Annotated in this window: 14 protein-coding genes; 5 read left to right on the forward strand and 9 right to left on the reverse strand. The window is 56.5% G+C overall.

The genetic code is table 11. The features are described from left to right. The first annotated feature begins 68 nt into the window (after positions 1–68). Positions 69–1,718, forward strand: coding sequence for an alpha,alpha-trehalase (locus tag CKO_RS21130; RefSeq protein ID WP_012135642.1), 1,650 nt, complete (start codon positions 69–71; stop codon positions 1,716–1,718). A 5-nt stretch (positions 1,719–1,723) separates the two neighbouring features. Here the strand turns inward: CKO_RS21130 and CKO_RS21135 are convergent, their stop codons facing one another. Together CKO_RS21135 and CKO_RS21140 are read right to left on the reverse strand one after the other, a co-directional pair. Continuing rightward, positions 1,724–3,313, reverse strand: coding sequence for an STY4199 family HEPN domain-containing protein (locus CKO_RS21135; RefSeq protein WP_012135643.1), 1,590 nt, complete (start codon positions 3,311–3,313; stop codon positions 1,724–1,726). A 281-nt stretch (positions 3,314–3,594) separates the two neighbouring features. Then, positions 3,595–4,353 (reverse strand): SDR family NAD(P)-dependent oxidoreductase, encoded by a 759-nt coding sequence (locus tag CKO_RS21140; RefSeq protein ID WP_024131041.1) that lies wholly within the window; start codon positions 4,351–4,353, stop codon positions 3,595–3,597. A gap of 119 nt (positions 4,354–4,472) precedes the next feature. Here CKO_RS21140 and CKO_RS21145 point away from each other — a divergent pair, with 119 nt between their 5' ends. The 3 genes from CKO_RS21145 to CKO_RS21155 all read left to right on the forward strand — a co-directional run bounded on the left by CKO_RS21145 (position 4,473) and on the right by CKO_RS21155 (position 8,073). Continuing rightward, complete coding sequence (locus tag CKO_RS21145) at positions 4,473–5,372, forward strand: LysR family transcriptional regulator (protein ID WP_012135645.1); 900 nt, start codon at positions 4,473–4,475, stop codon at positions 5,370–5,372. A 47-nt stretch (positions 5,373–5,419) separates the two neighbouring features. Beyond that, positions 5,420–6,448, forward strand: a complete 1,029-nt coding sequence (yhjD, locus tag CKO_RS21150; RefSeq protein ID WP_012135646.1) for an inner membrane protein YhjD — start codon at positions 5,420–5,422, stop codon at positions 6,446–6,448. 302 nt (positions 6,449–6,750) lie between these two features. Continuing rightward, positions 6,751–8,073, forward strand: a complete 1,323-nt coding sequence (locus CKO_RS21155; RefSeq protein ID WP_012135648.1) for an MFS transporter — start codon at positions 6,751–6,753, stop codon at positions 8,071–8,073. 59 nt (positions 8,074–8,132) lie between these two features. On the opposite strand, the gene CKO_RS21160 is transcribed toward CKO_RS21155, so the two are convergent. Both CKO_RS21160 and pdeH read right to left on the reverse strand, forming a co-directional pair. Then, a complete protein-coding gene (locus tag CKO_RS21160; protein WP_012135649.1) occupies positions 8,133–10,190 on the reverse strand; it encodes an AsmA family protein in 2,058 nt (685 codons plus the stop codon). A 121-nt stretch (positions 10,191–10,311) separates the two neighbouring features. Beyond that, positions 10,312–11,079: a cyclic-guanylate-specific phosphodiesterase gene (gene pdeH, locus CKO_RS21165; protein ID WP_012135651.1), complete on the reverse strand. Its 768-nt coding sequence runs from the start codon at positions 11,077–11,079 to the stop codon at positions 10,312–10,314. Positions 11,080–11,311: 232 nt separating this feature from the next. Between pdeH and kdgK the strand changes: the two genes are divergently transcribed. After that, positions 11,312–12,241: a 2-dehydro-3-deoxygluconokinase gene (kdgK, locus tag CKO_RS21170; RefSeq protein ID WP_012135652.1), complete on the forward strand. Its 930-nt coding sequence runs from the start codon at positions 11,312–11,314 to the stop codon at positions 12,239–12,241. Positions 12,242–12,326: 85 nt separating this feature from the next. Here kdgK and CKO_RS21175 read toward each other — a convergent pair whose 3' ends face one another. From CKO_RS21175 to bcsZ, 5 genes are all read right to left on the reverse strand, one after another. Then, positions 12,327–13,820: a M16 family metallopeptidase gene (locus CKO_RS21175; RefSeq protein ID WP_012135653.1), complete on the reverse strand. Its 1,494-nt coding sequence runs from the start codon at positions 13,818–13,820 to the stop codon at positions 12,327–12,329. A gap of 219 nt (positions 13,821–14,039) precedes the next feature. Continuing rightward, positions 14,040–15,326, reverse strand: a complete 1,287-nt coding sequence (gene dctA, locus CKO_RS21180; RefSeq protein ID WP_012135654.1) for a C4-dicarboxylate transporter DctC — start codon at positions 15,324–15,326, stop codon at positions 14,040–14,042. A gap of 157 nt (positions 15,327–15,483) precedes the next feature. After that, positions 15,484–17,490 (reverse strand): biofilm formation regulator HmsP, encoded by a 2,007-nt coding sequence (gene hmsP, locus CKO_RS21185; RefSeq protein ID WP_024131042.1) that lies wholly within the window; start codon positions 17,488–17,490, stop codon positions 15,484–15,486. Between the two features lie 277 nt (positions 17,491–17,767). Then, the gene (bcsC, locus tag CKO_RS21190; RefSeq protein ID WP_012135657.1) at positions 17,768–21,352 is read right to left on the reverse strand and encodes a cellulose synthase complex outer membrane protein BcsC; all 3,585 of its coding nucleotides are present in this window, start codon (positions 21,350–21,352) and stop codon (positions 17,768–17,770) included. Beyond that, positions 21,334–22,443 (reverse strand): cellulose synthase complex periplasmic endoglucanase BcsZ, encoded by a 1,110-nt coding sequence (gene bcsZ / locus CKO_RS21195; protein ID WP_012135658.1) that lies wholly within the window; start codon positions 22,441–22,443, stop codon positions 21,334–21,336. The genes bcsC and bcsZ overlap by 19 nt, the downstream gene beginning before the upstream one ends. Position 22,444: the final 1 nt, after the last annotated feature.

The following is a 22,444-nucleotide window of genomic DNA, read 5'->3' on the forward strand; positions in this document are numbered from 1 at the left end:
TCTACGCTTAATAGACAGCCGGGCAACACCCGTATCATTTACGACGCAATCCGGAGGTCCTTCTCATTATGCTCAACCAGAAATTACACCCCGCCCCATCCGACGAATTAACGATCGAAATCGATCTGCTTTATGAAACGGATCCGTGCGAGTTAAAGCTGGATGAAATGATCGAGGCAGAACCGGAACCTGAGATGATTGAGGGGCTACCCGCCTCCGACGCCCTTACCCCAGCCGATCGCTATCTTGAGCTGTTCGAGCATGTGCAATCATCCCGGCTTTTTGCCGACAGTAAAACTTTCCCCGACTGCGCGCCAAAAATGGACCCGCTGGATATTCTGATCCGCTACCGTAAGGTCAGACGACACCGCGACTTTGACCTGCTGCGCTTTGTTGAAAATCACTTCTGGCTACCAGAAACCTGGTCCAGTGAATATGTCTCCAACCCGGAAAATTCACTGAAAGAGCATATTGATCAGCTCTGGCCGGTGCTGACGCGTGAGCCGCAGGATCACATTCCCTGGTCCTCGCTGCTGGCGCTGCCGCAATCCTATATCGTGCCGGGCGGACGTTTTAGCGAAACCTACTACTGGGACTCCTATTTCACCATGCTGGGCCTGGCGGAAAGCGGCCGGGAAGACCTGCTGAAATGTATGGCGGACAACTTCGCGTGGATGATTGAGAATTACGGCCACATCCCCAACGGAAACCGCACATATTATTTGAGCCGCTCGCAGCCACCGGTCTTTGCGCTGATGGTCGAATTGTTCGAAGAGGATGGCGTGCGCGGGGCGCGGCGCTATCTGGATCATCTGAAAATGGAGTACGCCTTCTGGATGGACGGCGCGGAATCTCTGGTGCTCAACCAGGCCTATCGCCATGTCATCAGAATGCCGGACGGTTCCCTGCTCAACCGCTACTGGGACGATCGCGACACCCCCCGCGACGAATCGTGGCTGGAGGATGTGGAAACCGCCAAACATTCGGGTCGCCCGGCCAATGAGGTATACCGGGATCTCCGTGCTGGCGCGGCCTCCGGTTGGGATTACTCATCACGCTGGCTGCGCGATGCAAGCCGGCTGGCCAGCATCCGCACAACCCAGTTCATCCCCATCGATCTGAACGCTTTCCTCTACAAACTGGAGAGCGCGATAGCCAACATTTCCGCCCTGAAAGGCGATCGTGAAACCGAAGCGGCATTTCGCCAGAAAGCCAGCGATCGCCGCGCCGCCGTAAACCGCTATCTGTGGGATGACGAGAATGGCTGCTATCGGGATTACGACTGGCGGCGCGAGCAAATGGCGCTCTTTTCCGCCGCCAGTATCGTGCCGCTGTATGTCGGCATGGCGACTCACGAGCAGGCAGACCGCCTCGCTAACGCCGTTCGCAGCCGTCTGCTGACGCCTGGCGGGATCATGGCGACAGAGTATGAAACCGGCGAGCAATGGGATAAGCCTAACGGCTGGGCGCCGCTACAGTGGATGGCAATCCAGGGCTTCAAGCTGTACGGCGACGATATGCTGGGGGATGAAATTGCCCGCAACTGGTTAAAAACCGTCAATATTTTTTACCAGCAGCACCATAAACTGATCGAAAAGTACCATATTGCCTGCGGCACGCCGCGTGAAGGGGGCGGCGGGGAATATCCGTTGCAGGATGGGTTTGGCTGGACCAATGGCGTGGTTCGCCGTTTGATTGGTTTATACGGCGAACCATAGCGACGTTACCGAATCTCGTTATAAATGGCGGTCTGAATCTTTAACCATTTTTTGTTTTCCACGCTGGGCTCGGCCTGAACACGCAGCCGGGCCTGCTCCATATCATGCTGCTGGCGCATCACCACCGCCGGAACGGTACAAAAACTTTGCAGATACTTTTTATGCAGCGACGTCAGCGACGCTCCGTTCAGCATGGCGTGGCTCAGCGACGTCAGGAAGCGTCGGCAGGGTTTTACCTCATCCATCAGCGAAGGGTAGCGCAGCAGCAGTTGCAGCACATCGGCATTGCCCGCCGAAAACGCCTGTTCGGTCCAGGCCAGCTGCCAGTTCATCCCGCCCTGTAAGAACAACGCCGTAACGCGCGTATCATTACGGTCGATCGCCGAGCGCATATTAAACGGGTCCCAGGTGATCCCCATGCGGCTCATGGTTTCCCGCGCGGAGGGCGCCTCAAGCCGGGCGTCATCCTGCATGACCTCGTCGCGTTGTACGGGCGCGGCAGAAGGAGGCGGCGAGCTGAACAACCAAAACGCCCCCACCAGGATCGCCAGCACCATTGCGCCAACCCCGCCCCACAACACCCCGGAAATCAGCTGCTCACGCTCTTCAGCCGTCCGCTGCTGTCGCTTGTGAGGCGGTTCAATACTCTCGCCAATTTCCTGGTTATCTCCCCCCGCCAGCGCGTCTTTTTCTCGCGCCTCCTCCCAGAATTTCTCCACCACGCCCTCATCGGACGCCATAAACGAAGCCGGGTTTATGCGAGTGCGTTTTTCATTAAACGCCCGCTGTACCGAGCGGGTGATCTGCCGGAACTGACAATCCAGTAGCGACAACTGTACGGAACTGAGCGGCTGCCCGGCGATGATGCCGTTACGCGCCTGACGGCAATCCTCAAGGAACATACGCAGGGTCGTACGCGGCTCAACAAACAGCGTCAGCGCAGACGCGTCTTTGAAAAATGCGGAATAGTGACGGGCAAACGACTTTTTATCGACCACCATCAATGCCAGCTCGCTGAACAGCATCGCGCTGAGCGCATCCTGTCCTTCGCTGAGTTTTAACCAGCGTCGCAGACGATCGGCGCCAAAATGCAGCTTCAGGTAGCTATTCAACTGATGACGATCCGGCCACACCTGCGAAATAAGCGCTTTCAGCGTGAGTTCAATCGCCCGCAGCTGACGCCGGGCCTGTATTTGCGCGTCCTGATTGCCTGCATCAATATCAGTCTGATAAGTGAGAAGCGGCTGCCGCTGGCGCAGTTGTTCCAGCGACGCCACAAAACGCAGGGCGGCAAGCAGTTGGTTTTCACTGACATCCTTCCCGCTGTCATATTGCGGAACATACTGCTGGAGATGTCGCAAATGCAGCATAAACTGGCTCAGTTGCGCATCGTTTATATGTAATTTTTTTGCCACCACGCTCCAGCCGCCTAAATTAAGGCGGGCTTGATCCAGTTGTTCCATAAACCAGCGCGGTTCTTTTCCTTCCGCAACATGTACGCCCAGCAGCAGCAGGATCTCCACTGACGCCTGACGGATGATGCCCAGACAGTGTTCAAAAGGCGAATGCATCGCCTGCGAAGCGTTATTCGTCATGATCGTCCCTAAAAAAGCCCCTCCATAAAGAAGGCTTTTAATATTATTTTAATTATCTGTTTTGATAGATATAACAGATTTTTTTGGCATTACAGTGACTATAACGCAAAGGTTGAGAAATTTATTTTGGGCGGCGAGGGAAATAAAGAGAAGTCGATGAACAGTCATCGCGGAATATTAAAATTAACGTCAGGAATAAAACAGCGTTCCTGAAATAAGTTTATCCTTAATCTAAATTAATGTTGCGGGTGTAAACCACCCGCTTAATATTATCATCCTGATTATAAGAACATGCCGCCCGACACTTCGATACGCTGCGCGGTCATCCAGCCCAGTTCATCACTGAGCAACGCGGCGATGGCATCACCAATATCGTCCGGCAAACCAACCCGTCCCAGGGCAGTTTGTGACGCGATATACGCATTCAGTTGTTCATTGTCCCGCACATTGCCGCCGCCAAAATCAGTTTCAATGGCTCCCGGCGCAATGATGTTCACGCTAATGCCGCGTTCGCCCAGCTCTTTTGCCTGATAACGCGTCAGCACTTCCATCGCCCCCTTCATCGCGGCATAAGCGCTGTAGCCAGGCAACGCAAAACGGGCCAGCCCCGTCGACACATTGAGGATCCTGCCGCCATTCTTCAGCAGGGGTAACAGCCCCTGAGTCAGGAAAAACGGCCCTTTAAACTGAATGTTCAAAAGCTGGTCAAACTGCGCTTCAGTGAAGGTCGAATACGGCGCGTTGATGCCGATTCCGGCATTGTTCAATAAATAATCAAACGAATCACGCTGCCACTCCGTTTTCAGGGTTTCCCGCACCTTTTCAACAAACGCCGGGAATCCCGAAATATCCCCGACATTCAACTGCAATGCTGCGGCTTTCCCGCCTGATTGCGTAATTTCATGCACGACCTGCTGCGCCTCTTTTTCATTGCTGTTCCACGTCAGAATGATCCCGATTCCTCTGCTCGCCAGCTTAAGCGCCGCGTTTTTACCGAGCCCTCGGCTGCCGCCGGTCACTAATGCGATACGTTGCGTCATAAGAAACCTCATTTCAGGTGTTGTGAAGATTGAGAAAGAGCTTATTAGGTGTTAGAAAAACAATAAATGTAGCGAAATGCGCTTCACTGTTTCATTCAGAACAACACCGGGACCTCGCGATGGATAAAATTCACGCAATGCAGTTGTTCATTCGCGTCGCTGAACTGGAGAGTTTTTCCCGCGCCGCCGAAACATCAGGCCTTCCTAAAGGTAGCGTATCCCGCCAGATACAGGCGCTGGAAAACCACCTCGGCACGCAGTTGCTGCACCGCACCACCCGGCGGGTTCAGCTTACTCAGGACGGAATGGTGTATTACGAACGTGCGAAAGATCTGCTGACGAACCTGGACGAGCTGGACGGTTTATTCCAGCACGACCCGGCCAGCATCAGCGGCAAGCTGCGGGTCGATATGCCGGTTGGGGTCGCCAAGAACCTGGTGATACCGCGCCTGCCCGCGTTTTTACAGCAGTATCCGGGTATTGAGCTGGAACTCAGCAGCAGCGATCGCCTGGTGGATTTGATACGGGAAGGGTTCGACTGCGTGGTGCGGGTCGGGGCGCTAAAGGATTCCGGGTTGATCGCCCGCCCGTTGGGAAAGCTGTCGGTCATTAACTGCGCCAGTCCGCAGTATCTGGCGCGTTTTGGCTACCCAGAAGGTCTGGACGATCTGGCCTCGCATGCGGTGGTTCATTATTCCGTCAATCTGGGCACGCGCCCGCAAGGCTTCGAAGTGGCAACGGCAAACGGCACGCAGTGGATTAAAACCGGCGGCATTCTGACGGTCAACAGCACCGAGACTTACCATGCCGCCTGCCTGGCGGGGCTGGGAATCATTCAGGTGCCGCGCATCGGCGTTCGCGAGGCATTGCGCGCCGGAACGCTCATCGAGATCCTGCCGCAGTATCGCGCTGACCCAATGCCGGTGTCCCTGCTCTACCCGCATCGCCGCAACCTCTCCCGCCGGGTGCACCTGTTTATGGAGTGGCTGACCGGCGTAATGAAAGACTACGTGGACTGACACGCTATACTGTTCTGAGAGTTAACAAAAGAAGGACTATCGACCTGATGACGCAGGAAAAAGACGTAAAACGCCCTATTCAGGAACTCGACCATGCGCCGGTGCCCAAAGTGGAGACGCATGATCGTGACGAACCAGAAACAAACAACAAGGCCACCCAGGCGCTCAAAACGGTCTCCACGACGGCAGCGAGAATCCAGCGTCAGCCGGTGATTGCCCACCTGATCCGCGCCGCAGAGCGTTTTAACGATCGGCTGGGCAACCAGTTTGGCGCCGCGATCACCTATTTCTCGTTTCTGTCGATGATCCCTGTCCTGATGGTGTCGTTTGCCGCCGCCGGTTTTATTCTCGCGTCGCATCCCACGCTATTAGAGGACATTTTCAATAAAATCCTGATGAACGTCAGCGACCCTACGCTGGCGTCCACGCTGAAAAGCACTATCAACACCGCCGTTCAGCAGCGAACCACCGTCGGCCTGGTGGGGCTGGGCATTGCGCTCTATTCCGGGATCAACTGGATGGGCAACCTGCGTGAAGCGATTCGCGCCCAGTCTCGGGACGTGTGGGAGCGCACCCCGCAGGATCAGGAAAAAATCTGGATAAAATACCTGCGCGATTTTGTCTCGCTGATTGGGCTGTTGGTTGCGCTGATTATCACGCTGTCCATTACCTCGATTGCCGGTTCTGCGCAGCAGATGATTATCTCCGCGCTGTATCTCGACAGCATTGAGTGGCTAAAACCCGCCTGGCGGTTGATTGGGCTGGCCATTTCGATTTTCGCCAACTACCTGCTGTTCTTCTGGATTTTCTGGCGGCTACCGCGCCACCGACCGCGCAAGAAGGCATTGATTCGCGGTACGTTTATCGCCGCGATCGGTTTTGAGGTGATCAAAATCATCATGACCTACACGCTGCCTTCCCTGGTGAAATCCCCGTCTGGCGCCGCATTCGGTTCCGTGCTTGGCCTGATGGCGTTCTTCTACTTCTTTGCCCGCCTGACGCTGTTTTGTGCGGCCTGGATAGCCACCGCCGAATACAAAGACGACCCGCGTATGCCAGGGAAAACCCACCGCTAGTTCATCATTTGATGCCGGATGGCGCGATGCTTATCCGGCCTACCGCCCGGCAGGTCGCTACGCCTTATACGGCACGCATTGCAGCATATAAATCCAGACCGTAACTTTTATTTAACCTAAAACCAGTTTTATCCTCTAAGTTTAAAATTGTGTGAAGCATTTCATAGACGTGAAATCACAGGTCTAAACATTATCCCCTTTTTGACCATTATTTGAGCGAAATCCCGCTTTGTTACAGATTGAAATGTCGCTTTTGCTGTGCGTAATATGGCCGTTCGTTCGCCAAAAAATAAGAAAATACTATGCAAGCAACCGCCACCACACTCGACAACGAACAGGAACACGTTCCGGTAAACTCGCGCAATAAAGTCGTCGTTGCCTCCCTCATCGGCACCGCCATTGAGTTCTTCGACTTCTACATTTACGCGACTGCCGCAGTAATCGTGTTCCCCCATATTTTCTTCCCGCAGGGCGATCCGGCAGCGGCAACGCTTCAGTCCCTCGCCACCTTTGCCATCGCCTTTGTCGCGCGTCCAATTGGCTCTGCGCTATTCGGCCACTTCGGCGACCGCGTCGGGCGTAAAGTGACGCTGGTGGCGTCATTGCTGACGATGGGGATCTCCACCGTCGTGATCGGCCTGCTGCCGGGCTATGCCACCATTGGCATTTTCGCCCCGCTGCTGCTGGCGCTGGCGCGCTTTGGCCAGGGTCTGGGTCTCGGCGGAGAATGGGGCGGCGCGGCGCGACTGGCGACCGAAAACGCCCCGCCGCGCAAGCGCGCGCTGTACGGCTCTTTCCCGCAGCTTGGCGCGCCTATCGGCTTCTTCTTCGCCAACGGCACGTTCCTGCTCCTCTCCTGGCTGCTGACCGATGAGCAGTTCATGACCTGGGGCTGGCGTTTACCGTTCATTTTCTCTGCGGTGCTGGTCATTATCGGCCTGTACGTCCGCGTCTCGCTGCATGAAACACCGGTATTCGCTAAGGTCGCTGCGGCGAAAAAGCAGGTGAAAATCCCGCTGGGCACCCTGCTGACCCGGCACGTACGCGTAACAGTACTCGGGACATTCATCATGCTGGCGACCTATACGCTGTTCTACATCATGACGGTCTATTCCATGACGTACAGTACCGCAGCCGCTCCTGCGGGGCTCGGTTTACCGCGTAACGAGGTGTTGTGGATGTTGATGCTGGCGGTGATCGGCTTTGGCGTGATGGTGCCAGTTGCGGGCCTGCTGGCAGACGCTTTTGGTCGCCGTAAGAGCATGGTCATTATCACGACAATGATCATTCTGTTCGCGCTGTTTGCCTTTAAACCGTTGCTCGGTTCCGGTAATCCGGCATTGATATTCGTTTTCCTGCTGCTGGGGCTGAGTCTGATGGGGCTGACCTTCGGCCCGATGGGCGCGCTGTTGCCGGAGCTGTTCCCGACAGAAGTTCGCTACACCGGCGCATCCTTCTCGTATAACGTGTCGTCAATTCTTGGCGCGTCCGTAGCGCCATATATTGCCGCATGGTTGCAGGGGAACTACGGTCTGGCGGCGGTCGGCACCTATCTGGCGTCAATGGCCGCCCTGACGCTGATTGCGCTGCTGTTGACCCACGAGACGCGCCACCAGTCGTTGTGATTTGACCGCCATCACCCGTAGGCCGGATAAGGTGTTTACACCGCCATCCGGCACTATCATCATTTCTTCATCTGCGACAAAATCGTCCGACACTGATTCGCATCGCCTTCTGACGGGGAAATCAACGCCAGAAGCGCGGCGGCTGGCGTGACTAACGTCGCCAGCGCCGCAGCGACCGCGCCTCGCGCGATCAGCGGCCCGGCTTTCACCCCCGCCTGCGGGTTTTTAAACGACCCGCGCACATACAGCGGCGAACGCAGCGTAATAATACGAATCCCTTTGCTCTCTGGATCGATGGTTAAATCCAGTTGCTCAGAGGCGAAACTCGCGGTTCCGGTGACGTTAACCAACGCATTTTCCGTATCAAAAGCAAAGATTTGCGGGCGCGCAACGCCATTAACGATGTCAAGATTAGCCGCCGCGCAGTTGACCCGTACCTCATCGTCGCCAAATATCTGCCCGACAATAAAGTTACCCACGTTCAGGCCGACAATCTCCATCAGGTTGCGGCTGATCACGCCATCGTTCATCAGCAACTTCAGGTTGCCATTACTGTTACCTAACAGCGCCGCCACTGAATTGCCGCTTCCCCGGATATCCGCGTCACCGTTCATTTCGCCCAATGTTTTCTGCATCAGTTCGACATCCGGCATCAGCGCTTTCAGTTTAAGACGACGCGCCTGGATATTCGCCCTTCCCTGCATCGGCTTTTTATCCCCTTCCAGATGAATGCTGGAGACAATGCTGCCGCCTGCCAGGCCAAATTTCAGCGGCTGCAAACGTAAATCGGCATTTTTCAGGATGATATGGGTAGAGAGATCGCTGACCAGCAGGCTGCTGCCGTGCTCAATGCGCCCGCCCTTAAAGCGTACGTCGGCATCCATCACGTCCCATTTATCGGTTTCAAAGCGGTCATAAGGCAGCACTTTGTCGGCAGGCTGGATGCTCTTTTCACCCTTGCTTTGCTCGGCGCGTTTCGACTGCTGCGCCCCCTTCCCGGAATCCACGCCGATCAGCGGCCCCAGGTCAGCCAGGCGAAGCTGGCGCGACTCCACATCCCCTTCCAGTTTGGGGCGCGGCTTGCCGGTGGTGTAAGCAAGAGAGCCGTGAATATCGCTGTCGCCGATGCGGCCATTAAAATTGCGGTAGTCAAAAACCGAGGATGTCTCCGTATCGATTTTCGCCACCAGGCGACCGTCCGTTTCAAACGGCGGCGTGTCCGGCAGCAGTACGCCGGTCAGGTCGTACAATTCGCCCAGCGAGTCGCCGGAAAACTTAAGCTGGAGATCGACGCCGCCCATGTTCAGCGGATCGTTGACCACCCCGGCAAAGGCCACGCGAGTATTGCCCGAGCGGAAATCAGCCTGCACCGGGAAAGGCGCGCCTTCGCTGCGTAACGCCAGCATACCGCCAATTTTGCCCGTGCCGGTCAGCGGTTCCCCGTTATAACGCCCCTGCGCCTTAAGGCCGAAAACATAATCCCCCACGTTGTTGTCGTTGTTGCTTTTGGCTCCCGTGACTTCGCTAAAAGGCAGTGGTTTACCCAGCGGATCAACCAGGATCTCGATATCGGCTTTGCTGACCTTATCGTCAATGGCGATGCGCCCCTGATCGAACAAAATCGTATCCAGACGGAACGACCAGGCGGACGGCTGCGCATTGGGATCGTTTTTCTCGTCAGCCGCAAGAGTGAAGGTCCAATTATTGTTTTTCTCCGAGAGGCGGATAAGGCGGGCGTCAGGCTTCACCAGTTTGATCCACGGCAGCCAGACGGTTTTGGTCAGCAACGCCAGTGGCGCCAACGTGGCTTCAACGCGCGGGAGATGCACCATCGTGACTTCGGGGATATCCGGCGGATTGCCGAGGATAATGTCTTCGGCATGAACGTGCGGCCAGGGCACCCAGCTTCGCCAGCCGGTTTCCTGTTTTTGACGTTCCCACACCACGCCCAGATCGCCGCGAATGGCGAATGGCCGGTTGAGTTCTGTAGAGACTTTCTGGTTGATGGTCGGTTTGAGGCGATTCCAGTCAAATGTCGCAATCAGGACGATGAGTACGACGATCAACAACAACAAAGTCCCTGATACGGCAGCGGTTATTTTGCCTGCTTTCGTCATGTTTTACTTCCTCACTTCTTTCCTTGCCAGTCCTAAAGATAGTCCAGCAGACGGAAAAGGGAGGCAGGCTGCGTCCTGGAATACCGCGTGAAAGACGCGCCATTCCGGGAAACAGCGGGTATTACAGCATCAGGATCACCTGTTCAAGGTTCTCCAGCGGAACAGGACGCGACAGAAAATACCCCTGCGCCGCGAAAGCGGGCGAACGTTGTACATCGCGCCACTCTTCCAGCGTTTCCACGCCTTCGACGATAACGCCTCGGCAATAGCGGTTCATCAGTTGCAGCAGCAGCGTAAAGAGGTTTCGCCCTTCCGGCGTCTGGCGCAGCATCACAAACAGATCCCGCGCCACTTTGATGTAGTCGTAACGCACTTCGCTCAGGGCAGAGAAATTCGCCATGCCGGTGCCGAAATCATCCAGCCAGAGCGGGCCGAATTCACACATTGAGGCGAACGAAGAGTCTTTCGGTAAACGAATATGTTCCACCAGTTCGAATCGCAGCCAGGGCAGGCGCTCAATCGTTTTCAATACCTCTGGCTGCTGACGCATCGCGATCAGCGTCGGGCCATCGACATTGACCGAGGCCAGCAGGTCATGACGCATGAAAAAATCGGCTTTCTGCTCCAGAAACTGGAGCTGTTCTTTCACCACATCCACGCGGTGTCTTACCGCCAGTTCGGCAAAATAGCGATCCGGGGCAACGCGCCGGGAAGGGTTATCCGGGTGTACCACAACCGTCAGCAGTTCCACGGCCATCAATCGCCCGTTGGTCTGGTAGATTGGCTGATAAGTGTAAGCACGTTCGCACTGCAACCAAAAGCGCCGCTCCTGCAAGCTTTCAATGCTTGCCTCAGGAATGCTTAGCTGCTGGATAACCTGCTTTATCATCTCAGATGTCCTGTTAATGAGAGTGTGACTGCCCGGACTCGTCAAAGGTTATCGGCGCTCTGGCAAAGAACTTTATGTTCAGCGTCCCGCAAAATAGAAACAGCATGACAAAAATCAACACAGAATACGCGTTGGCTCAAAAAAATAATGGAACGATGTTTTAATATAGTTGACCGCTGAATACACCACAGCGCACACTAACGCTAATTTTTTTCAGAGCAGGTTCACGACTATGTCCAAAAAGATTGCCGTGATTGGCGAATGCATGATTGAGCTGTCACAGAAAGGCGCAGACGTTCAGCGCGGTTTCGGTGGCGACACGTTGAATACATCCGTTTACATCGCCCGTCAGGTCGATTCTGCGGCCTTGTCCGTACACTACGTGACGGCGCTGGGCACTGACAGCTTCAGCCAGCAAATGCTGGATTCATGGCAAGGCGAAAATGTCGATACCTCCCTCACGCAGCGCATGGAAAACCGTCTACCGGGCCTCTATTACATCGAGACGGACAGCACTGGCGAACGCACTTTCTATTACTGGCGCAACGAGGCGGCAGCGAAATTCTGGCTGGAGAGCGAGCAGTCTGCGGCAATCTGCGAAGAGCTGGCGACCTTCGACTACCTCTACCTGAGCGGGATCAGCCTTGCCATTTTAAGCCCGTCCAGCCGCGATAAATTACTGTCGCTGCTGCGCGAATGCCGTGCCAACGGCGGGAAAGTCATTTTTGACAACAACTATCGCCCGCGCCTGTGGGCAAGCAAAGAAGAGACGCAGCAGGTATATCAGCAGATGCTGGAATGCACGGATATCGCGTTCCTGACGCTGGATGATGAAGACGCATTGTGGGGTGAAAAGCCGGTTGCCGAGGTCATTGCCCGCACGCACGACGCAGGCGTCCAGGAAGTGGTGGTGAAACGCGGCGCAGATTCCTGCCTGGTTTCCATCAAAGGCGAAGAGGTGATTGACGTTCCGGCGGTGAAATTGCCAAAAGAGAAAGTGATCGACACCACCGCAGCGGGCGACTCCTTTAGCGCCGGGTATCTGGCAATACGTTTAACCGGCGGCGACGCTGCCGGGGCCGCACAGCGCGGGCACCTGACCGCCAGCACGGTCATTCAGCATCGCGGGGCGATTATCCCGCGCGATGCAATGCCGCAATAACCGCACGGTAGGCCGGATAAGCGTAGCGCCATCAGGCATGACATTCTCGCCGGATGGCGGCGTGACCGCCTTATCCGGCCTACTGCTACTGCGCAGCCGGGATATCCGTGACTTCCGGGTGGACATCATCGGTTTCTGCGCTTGTTGCTGCTGCTGTCACTGGCGCCATGATTTGATCCCACGTTGCCTGTAGGTCCTTCATATTCAGCTCCGGTTCGCCCTTCGGCTGAAGCAGAATCAACGCCATATCTTGCGATAGCTGCTGACGCAGGTTTTGATTCAACATCTCAACGGTCAGGTTATTCAGGAAGTTCTGCCGTAAACGCTGGTACTGTTCCGGGGCAATATCGACCACCTGATTTTGCAACGAGCGCATCCGTTGGCTGATCAAGATATCGGTATCGGTACGCGCATAAGTGGCGAACAGCTTCTGCAACTCCAGATTCTTCTGCGCCACCAGCGCGTTAAACTCCTCTTCCGGCAAGCCGTTATCACGGACTTTCGCCAGTTCACGCGCCACCAGCCCCAGGTTCAGATTCAGCTTATCGCCGGGAGATTCAACGTTGATCGCGCACTGCGCACGCAGGAACAGCACCCGGCAGTCAAAGCCGAGACCAATCTCTTTGGCGTTGTTCTTGCTGAGCGCCTGCTGAACATGCCAGAACAGGGCCTCACGGGCTAAATCCGCCTGCCAGTAGCGCAGCAGCGCGGCGGACTCGCGAATGGGCTGCCACGGCGTATCCCACATGATGGAGAGACGATCCTGGCGCACGGCGTCAGTCATAATGCTGACCGCTTCGGCGCGCAGAGGGGAAAGCGTCGGCACCGGCGCAGGCGTTTCACGTTTGCCTTGCAACTCGCCGAAGGTTTTGTTGATCTGCTCAGAAACCGAACGCGCGTCCACGTTACCGACGATAATCAGCGTCATCGCGTCCGGGGTGTACCATTTCTGGTAAAACGCGTTAAGTTTCTCCGCATCCACAGGCTGTTTCAGCGGCTCGGCCGGATCGTGGCCTAACAGCGCAGACCCTTTCAGACGATAGCGCCACCAACCCTCTTTGGTGTCCATAGGCCAGGTGGCAACCATATCTTCACTATTGACTGCATGCGCAACCGTCTCTGGCGTGATGGACAGTTTGCCGGAGGTATGCGCCAGATAAGAGAGCGCCTCTTTTAGCAGATCGTTACGGGTGTTGGGCAGGCTGAGGTTATATAACGTGGAATCATAAGAAACGATAACGGGCGGCACAGGGCGTTTGGGGTCAAAGCCCTGCTGCCAGAGTGAACGTGCTTGCGCGGCGTCAAGGCCGCCGCTTTGCGTCAGCGCGATACGGGGAATGGCATGGCTGAAACCGCTCTGTTGCGTACTTTCGGTGAGCGAACCGGTATTGACCAGCAGACGAACCTCAATACGATCGCTTGGGCGCTGCGGGGTAGCTAATACTTGCCACTGTAATCCATTTGCCAGCGTCCCCTGTTGCCATGCCGGGTCAGGCTGGAGCGCATCTGCCTGCACATAGCCGACAGTAGCCATCATCAGCAGACTGCCCGCTAAGAGTCGAATTTTTGTGCCCTGCATGTAAACCCCTGATCAACAATCCTGGTAATAAAAAGACAGCCTGGAAGGCTTATCTGAATATGACGTTAAAAACACTTCGTGTTAGACCGCGCGAACATAAAAATGTCACGCCAGAAGTGAAAAAATCCCGAAGCCACATGTTGAGTGATTCGGGTGCAGGGGTCAATTATGCGCAAACACCCGCAGTCCTGGAAGGGACTGCGGGCATAAGAGGTGAGATTAAGAGGATAATTCGTGCGTTTTGCCATCAGGCGCACGATTATTCAGCACATCATCCAGCTTTTTGTGGTCCAGTTCTTTCACCCACTTCGCCACAACGACCGTTGCCACGCCGTTACCGACCAGGTTGGTCAGCGCGCGGGCTTCAGACATAAAGCGGTCGATACCGAGGATCAGCGCCAGACCCGCAACCGGTAAGTGGCCCACTGCGGAGATCGTCGCAGCCAGCACGATAAATCCGCTCCCCGTTACCCCGGCCGCCCCTTTCGAGGAGAGCAGCAGCACCACCAGCAGGGTTACCTGATGGAAGATATCCATATGACTGTTGGTCGCCTGGGCGATAAACACCGCCGCCATCGTCAGATAGATCGAGGTTCCGTCCAGGTTAAACGAGTAGCCAGTGGGAATAACCAGCCCCACCACCGACTTACGGCAGCCCAGCTTTTCCATCTTATCCAGCATACGCGGCAGCACGGATTCGGAGGAGGACGTCCCCAGCACAATCAGCAGTTCTTCACGGATGTAGCGGATAAATTTAAAAATACTGAAGCCAGCTGCGCGGGCAATCGAGCCAAGCACCACCACCACGAACAGAATACAGGTGATGTAGAAGCAGACAATCAACTGCCCCAACTGCACCAGCGTACCCACGCCGTATTTACCGATAGTAAAGGCCATCGCACCGAAAGCACCGATAGGCGCCAGGCGCATGATCATGTTGATGATGCCGAAAATGACCTGCGAGAAGCTTTCAATCACGTTGAAAATCAGCTGGCCTTTGCTGCCCAGACGATGCAGCGCAAAGCCGAACATCACCGCAAACAGCAGAACCTGTAGGATATTACCGCTGGCGAACGCGCCGATGACGCTGCCCGGGATGATATCCATCAGGAAGCCCACGATTCCCTGGTCTTTTGCTTGTTCGGCGTAGATCGCCACCGCTTTAGCATCCAGCGTCGCCGGATCGACGTTCATCCCGGAGCCAGGCTGAACGACGTTGACGATAATGAGACCAATGATCAGCGCAATCGTACTGACAATCTCAAAGTAAAGCAGCGCAACCGCACCGGTGCGGCCCACCGCTTTCATGCTTTCCATACCTGCAATGCCGGTAACGACAGTACAGAAGATAACCGGTGCGATGACCATCTTAATCAGCTTAACGAACGCGTCGCCAAGCGGTTTCATTTGTGCGCCTAATTCAGGGTAGTAATGGCCAAGGAGGATACCAATGGCAATTGCTGTCAGGACCTGAAAGTAAAGGCTTTTGAACAGAGAGGTTTTCATAGGGTGTCCTTGAAGTAAAAACCACAGGTCTTGTAAGGTTATGGTTAACCTGCGGCCTTAAAATAACACCCACACAACATGACAGAAATGCACCTGGATCATAATTGAAACAAAAATGTTAAAAACTTTGAGCTGGCTCGCACAAGTCTGACCTTTTTTAAGTTTTGTAATCAGGCTGCGCGTTCTTCAGGTAACGTTCTTCAAACACATCCGGCGGAACCGCGCGGGCAAACAAGAAACCTTGCGCCACGTCCACCCCTGCCTGCGCCAGCCAGTCGCGCTGCGCTTCGGTCTCCACGCCTTCCGCAATCATTTTCAGGTTAAGGCTGCGCGCCATCAGGATAATCGCCGTAACCATGCTGTCATCCTCCGGCAATCCCTCAACAAACATTTTGTCGATTTTTAGTATATCGACCGGCAGCGATTTCATGTGCTGAAGCTGACGCAACCCTGCGTATCCCATACCAAAGTCATCCAGCGCGATGCGTACGCCCGCGCTGCGCAGCGGGCGCAGGATGGCGACGGCGGCATGCGGGTCGTCGATGCGTCGGCTTTCCGTTACTTCCAGAATCAATGTATCCGGCTGAATACGATAGCGGCTTAGCAGCTCCAGCAGATCCGACACCATATTCGGGTGCATGAGCTGCAATGCGGAAAGATTCACCGAGAGCGGCATCATCACGCCACGCTCCTGCCAGGCGGAAAGCTGGCGACAGGACTCTTCCAGCACCCAGTACCCAACCGTCACCATCAGACCGCAGGATTCGATACGGTCAATTAACCCTTCCGGGAGTTCCCAACTGCCATCCGGCTGCTGCACGCGTAATAATGCTTCTGCGCTCAGGACCTTACCGCTGGACATCTCCACCTGCGGTTGCAGCCAGATAGCGAACTGGTGGTTATCCAGCGCGTTGAGAATATCGCTCTCTTCCGTCAATCTCTGCTGCGCGGCTTCCATCTGCGCCGGGTCAAAGAACTGAATCTGATTTTTACCTTTGCGGCGGGCGGTAAAGGCGGCGGAGACGGCGCGACCATAAAGCGCCTCGGCCGTCAGGTCGCCGTAAAACATCGCCACCCCAATGCTGCAACTGGGGCGTAGCTGGATGCTTTCGATCGGCAGCCGTTCATTAATGACAGTGAGCACTTGCTGACCTAACGTAATCGCGTGCCACGGTTCTTTTACGCCGTGCGCGATGATGGCGAAATCAAAGCCGCTCACCTGCGTCAGCACCATTCGCGGCGCCAGCACCGATTTCAGTTTTTCCACTAGCGTAAGCAACAGGATTTCCCGCTGCGTCTCTTTGAGCACGCCTGCGGTATCGCGCAGCGTTTCACAGGTGACAATCATTAACGCCGTCGTCTGCTGACGCGTCACAACCTGTTCCAGAAGCCCCATCAGAAAAGCCTTGTTGGGAAGCTCGGAAACCGGAAAGCGCATCGCATGATCGTTTTGCTCAATGCTGTGACGCTGGGCAATCTGCTGATTCAGGTTGTAGCTACGCACCAGCATACCGATCTCATCATCATGATGCAGACGCGGCAGCGCCAGCTGATGGCCCGTCAGCTCCTGCGGCGGGATATCGTTAAGCTCTCGGGCGATTTTGCGTAGAGGATGCACAATCAGGCGGTTCATACACCAGGTTATCGCCACCGTCAGCATCAGCGATAAAAGTAAGTAAATGGTCACTAACGTCGAGAGCGTGCTCATCACGAACTTATACATGCGGAACGAGTCCGCCTGGAGCACCAGATACGCCAGCGGCTGTGGGTTGGCTGGCCGCTCAAGGGAATAGACCGGCAGCGAGATCTGCACCGGCAGTTCAAACAGACGCGTCACCGTCACCGGGACGGAGCGCTCAGGAATAAAACTCATTCGTAGCGCCTGGAATTGGTTCGGCAGCACCACGTCGGCGCGGCTGACCACGCCCGCAGGCTGAATGCGCGCCAGGATGGTTTCCGCTTCAGGGATATCCGCTTTCAGGATTGCGGCAGACAGCGGTTCGCGGACAGAACGGGCGATACTTTCCAGTTGCGTAGCCGTGTTATAGCGGTTCTGCTGTACTAAATGAAACAGCAAAACGGTGCAAAAAATAAATACAAACACCAGGACAACGGCCGCAACCATTGCCATCTGCTTAATTGTTAACGAGCGGCTGACGCGCAAATTGACTCTCCATGACTATCCCCAGGCTGCCGCCAGAGTATACCCGATCGCGCAGACATAAAGAGAGGCCGTATCTGAAAAGGACTTTTCCGAATCATCAGTGCCGGATGGCGGCGTAACCGCCTTATCCGGCCTACAGAAAGCGCACACTGCCGGATGGCGGCGTGACCGCCTTATCCGGCCTACGAAAGCGCGCATTGCCAAATAGCGACGTGACCGCAAGCGCGCGTTGTAGGCCTGATAAGACGCGAACGCGTCGCCATCAGGCGTTCGGCGCTTACCAGTCCGCGTACGGCACCAGCGGCTGCGGCGGTAAATCCATATCGCCCTGCCATCCCGCAGCGGAATAACGCACATACAGCAGGAAATGGCTCGGCGTATAATCCTTCGCTTCCTGAATATCAATTGCCGTTCCGAGGAACCAGTTAGACGTCACCCGTCGCTCGATCAGCGCCCGCGCCGTATAACCAAAGCCCTGACTGCTGCCGCCGCCATTCGTCTGCGTGGCCGCCTCTTCGCGGTAATCCGTCGGGATCAAATTCATCAGCGGATAACGCGGCATGGTTTTGGTGCGTGAATGCGACCAGGATACCGAACCGCCCAGTTCCCACGACCAGTTTTCCGTACGCTGCCGCCACATCACCGGCACGGCGAACGACACATACTCCTGCGGACTGTAATAACCGCCATGCCCCAGCGAATACCCGCTCAGGTCTTTGTCGTAGTGCCAGATCATATTGTTCAGGCCGACGGTGACGCGACGGTTATTCTCATTGATGATTTTATAGTAATAGCCCGTCATCCAGCGCACGCGCCAGTTATCCACGACGTTCTTACCGGTCAGTTGATCGCCGCTCAGCGAAGCCCAGACGCCGTTGGCTTCACCTTTGTCATAGCTCAGGCTCACACCGCCGCCATCCGCACGCACGCCGCCCCATTTTGTGCCCGTGTTGCTCGGCGCGTCTTTCTGCCCGCCGAAGGCCAGCAGAGAGCTGGAGATTGGCCGACGGTGCGCGTTCAGCGTATAGCCCAGCGGCCCGATATCATTGCTGTAGCTCACGCCGCCAACCACATCGACAACGTTAAAGCCCATCGGCGTAGTCCCGATATCCCAGCTCCAGGTCTTGTTTTTCCAGCCGACCGCCACGCTCGTGCCGGTATCAGACTGGCTGCGGTTGCCGCTACAGTCATGCAGCGTACAGGTGCCCCAGTTCTTGTCCCAGGTGCCGTCCGCATGGGTCGAGAAACTGCCGACATCCACGTTCACCAGGTCAGCACGGAAGAACATCCGGCCATCTGACAACGGCGCGTCAACCTGGAACATGGTGGTATGCGCTTTCAGATCGGAGTAGCCGCCGGTGCCGCTCGATCCCCAGTAATCATGCTCCAGCGTAACGTTCAGATCCTGCTGTCGGTATAAATCCGCCGCATCGCTGCGCACGCCGCGTTTTAACCAGTCATCTTTCGCGTCATTACGGGTCAGGCGAGTAAAGGTGTCATTATCCTGCGGGCGGGTCGGCGTAATGCCGGAAGCCACCATCGCGTCTTTGTACGTCTCAAGCGCCTGCTGCGGTTCGCCGTTTTGCGCCTGAAAGCCCGCCGCGTCGCGCAGCACCATCGCAGTTTCCATAGAAGGCGGCTGTGACTTCGCCTGCGGCACAATCGTGTTGAAGGTCTGCTGCGCCGCGACGGTATCGCCCAGTTGCGCCTGGGCCCGCGCCATACGGCGCTGCATATTGATGGACAGCGGCTCCCCGGTTGCCGGGGCGGGAAGTTTCGCCAGTTCCGCCCGCGCCGCCGCGTTATCGCCCTGCGCAATATAGACTTCCGTCAGGCCAAGCCGGGCATCGACATTACCCGGCTCCCGCGCCAGAACCGCATCATAGGCGGCGCGCGCCGAAGAATAATCGCGCCGCTGCTGCGCCCAGTCGGCAAGGGTTAAATCAATGCGCGTAGAGGCGGGCTGTTGGCGAAGCAGCGTTTCCGCTTCCCGCTCTTTGCCGCTATCACGCAGGCGGCTGGCGGTTTCCAGCACCTGATTATTTTGCAGCCTGTCCGCCAGTTCCTGAATGTTACTGTTCCACTGGCTACGCGGCAGATTATTGATATGCGCCATCGCCGCGCGATCCTGATCGTTGCCCGCGAGGTACAGCCCATAGGCATACACCTGATCTGGGTCGTTCGGTTTCTGACGCGCCAGCGCGCGCATGTGCGCATCGGCCTGGCTGCGCTGCCCGGCGTTCCACAGATCGCGGGACAAACGATACGTTACCCAGACGCTGCCGGGGTCCAGCGCCAGCCTGCGACGATGCAGTTCCGCCGCCTGCGCCCAGTTCCCCTGGTTTTCCAGCGCTTCAGCCTGCTGCGCCAGCCGGTCGTTTTCAAGGCTACGCTCAATATCATCAATACTTTGCCGCTGACGACTGGAGAGCGACGCGATAAACGCCGAGGCTTTCTCCGGGGACTGCTGACGATAGATATTCGCCAGGCCGCGCACGGCGTTGCTGTTGCCGCTGTCCATTCGCAGCGTCTGCTGATAGTAGCGCTCGGCGGCGGGATAATCTTTACGCGCCATCGCCACGTCGCCCAGCCCCAGCACGGCATAGCTGTCGGTATTGTCGATGCTCCTGGCCTGCCGGTAGAGGCGTTCCGCCTGGTCCGGGTTATTCGCTTTCAGCGCGGCGTCGCCCTGCTGAATCGCCAGCCAGTAGCGGTTTACCTTCAGCAGGCTTTCCCATTTGCCGCGACTGCTGCTGTTCGGGTCCATCGCAAGCGCTTTCTGGAACTGCGCCACCGCGCGGGCACGATCGCCGCGCTGCGAATAGGCCTGCCCCAGCGCGCCGACGGCTTCGCTGTCGCGGTGATCCGCGCTTACCGCCTGCTGCAATTCCGTTACGGCTTTCCCGCCCTGTCCGGCTTCCACCGCCGCCAGGCCTTGCGCTCTGGCTCTGAACGCCGGGTCGGAAAGCTGTTGCTGCTGTTCACTCAACTTGCTGCGCGCGGCATTGACGCTGTCGCCTTCGCTAAACACCGTCAGGTATTTTTGCAGCGCTTTTACGCTGGCGTCGCTGGCAGGCAGATCTTTAATCTGCTGATACCAGAGAGCGGAAGCCGTCGTGCGCCCGGCGCTGGAATTCGCCATCTGCTCTAATACGGCAAATCCCTCATCGCGTCGCCCTCCGTCAAACAGCAACTGCGCCAGCGTGTTTTGCAGGGCAGTATTGCCCGGCGTACTGGCGTTAATTCTTTTAAGCTGATTAATCGCCTCGTTACGTCTCGCGGGAGATTTTGCCACCGTCGTCCAGTATTCCACCGCCAGATCGCCTTGCGGCGGATGACCTTTAAACAGCGCGTCGTAAGCGGCAATCGCTTCTTCGGTATGACCGGTGGTCGCCTGTAAACGCGCCTCCTGCAAGGACTGGCGCCCTTCCGGCGTGGAAAGCATCATCGTTGTGCGGGAGGACTGATACGCGCTGGAACTCGGCGCTAACTGGGAAAGTCTGTCGAGCTGTTTCTGCGCCCCGTCATTGTCGCCCTGGCGCAGCAGGTAGCGAAATCGGGCGGCGACCACTTCCGGGTTGTTCGGGTCGATCAGTTCCAGGCGATAAAGCGACTGGCGCACCAAATCCTCACGGTGCGAGGCTTCGCCTAACCGAACCTGTTGCAGCAACTGCTGTTGCGCGGAAGGCGCCGCCTCGGCGAACGGCATCCAGGCGATGCCGAGCGTCAGGCCGAGCACTGCCCGATGGCGACGCTTTAGCGTCTTATCCGGCCTACAATCAGCGGCATCCCGTAGGCCGGATAAGGCGTTACCGCCACCCGGCAAAAGGAGATGGATGAGACTTAATTTGAACTTGCGCATTCCTGGCCCCAGTCAGGTAGTAATTCACCTTTAGCGGTGAAGCGAAAACGATGCTGATCCCATCCTTGTCCGAAAAGCGTTAGCACATAGCTATAGTAGGCATCGCTACCGGGAAAATTGTCCGCCACGCGCTGTCGCTGCACCGCCTGAGCATCACGGTTTTGCAGGAAAGGCAATAAAGAAGCCGAAAAGCCCACCGGCCCGTTGCCCTGGGCTTTACCACTGGCGACATCCACCTTCTCTGGCGGAACGCCGTTTTTTGTCGTCAGCGTCGCCATCGGTTTCAGGCGCGTCAGCAGCCGCGCTTTTTGCGGATCGCCGTCGTGCATCATCCCCGCCCATAAATAAACGCGGATGGCATCGTAACTGCTGACCAGCGTTTTTTCCGGTTTCAGCTGCCAGCCTTTGTCTTTTTCATAGCGCACCCAGTCCGGCGAGAACCCTTTCGGGGCGGTTTCCATCAGCAAACGCATATTGGTTTCACGCAGCGTGGTCCAGGGCGCGCCAAAGCGGGTAAAATATTGCGCCAGCTGCGGGGGTAAATAGCTCGGATTAAAGCGCCAGCGCGTCTTTTCCGCAAAACCCACGTTCCCCGGCAGCAGCATTGAACCCAGCCCCGGCACCGTTACCACCTCTTCACGCGCAATGCGTTTTAGCAGCGCGGCGCCAGTGTCGGTATAGCGCGACGTTTTCCATAAGCGCCCGGCTTCCAGCAGCGACCAGGCCATCCAGATATCGCCGTCGGAAGCGGAGTTTGCATCCAGCACCGCCCAGGTCGAGGGGTCTTTCTGCCCCCACAGCCAGGCAGGCAGATGCGACTGTAAGGAACCCTGCGCCAGGTTGTTTTGCGTCCAGTCGAGGATCAGGTCAAATGCCGGCCGATCGTTGGCGGCGAGGGCAAAGAACAGCGCATAGCTTTGCCCTTCCGACGTCGTGATTTTGCGCGCGTCGCTGGGGTCAATCACCCGTCCTTCCTGACTGATATAGTCCTTTTTGAACTGTATCCATGCCGGCCACGTACAGGCCGCCTGTACGCTGACGGTCGCCAGCATCAGGGCAGTTAACATCCATCCACGCAGCGCGTTCATCATC

The organism is Citrobacter koseri ATCC BAA-895, from assembly GCF_000018045.1.
GTDB lineage: Bacteria > Pseudomonadota > Gammaproteobacteria > Enterobacterales > Enterobacteriaceae > Citrobacter_B > Citrobacter_B koseri.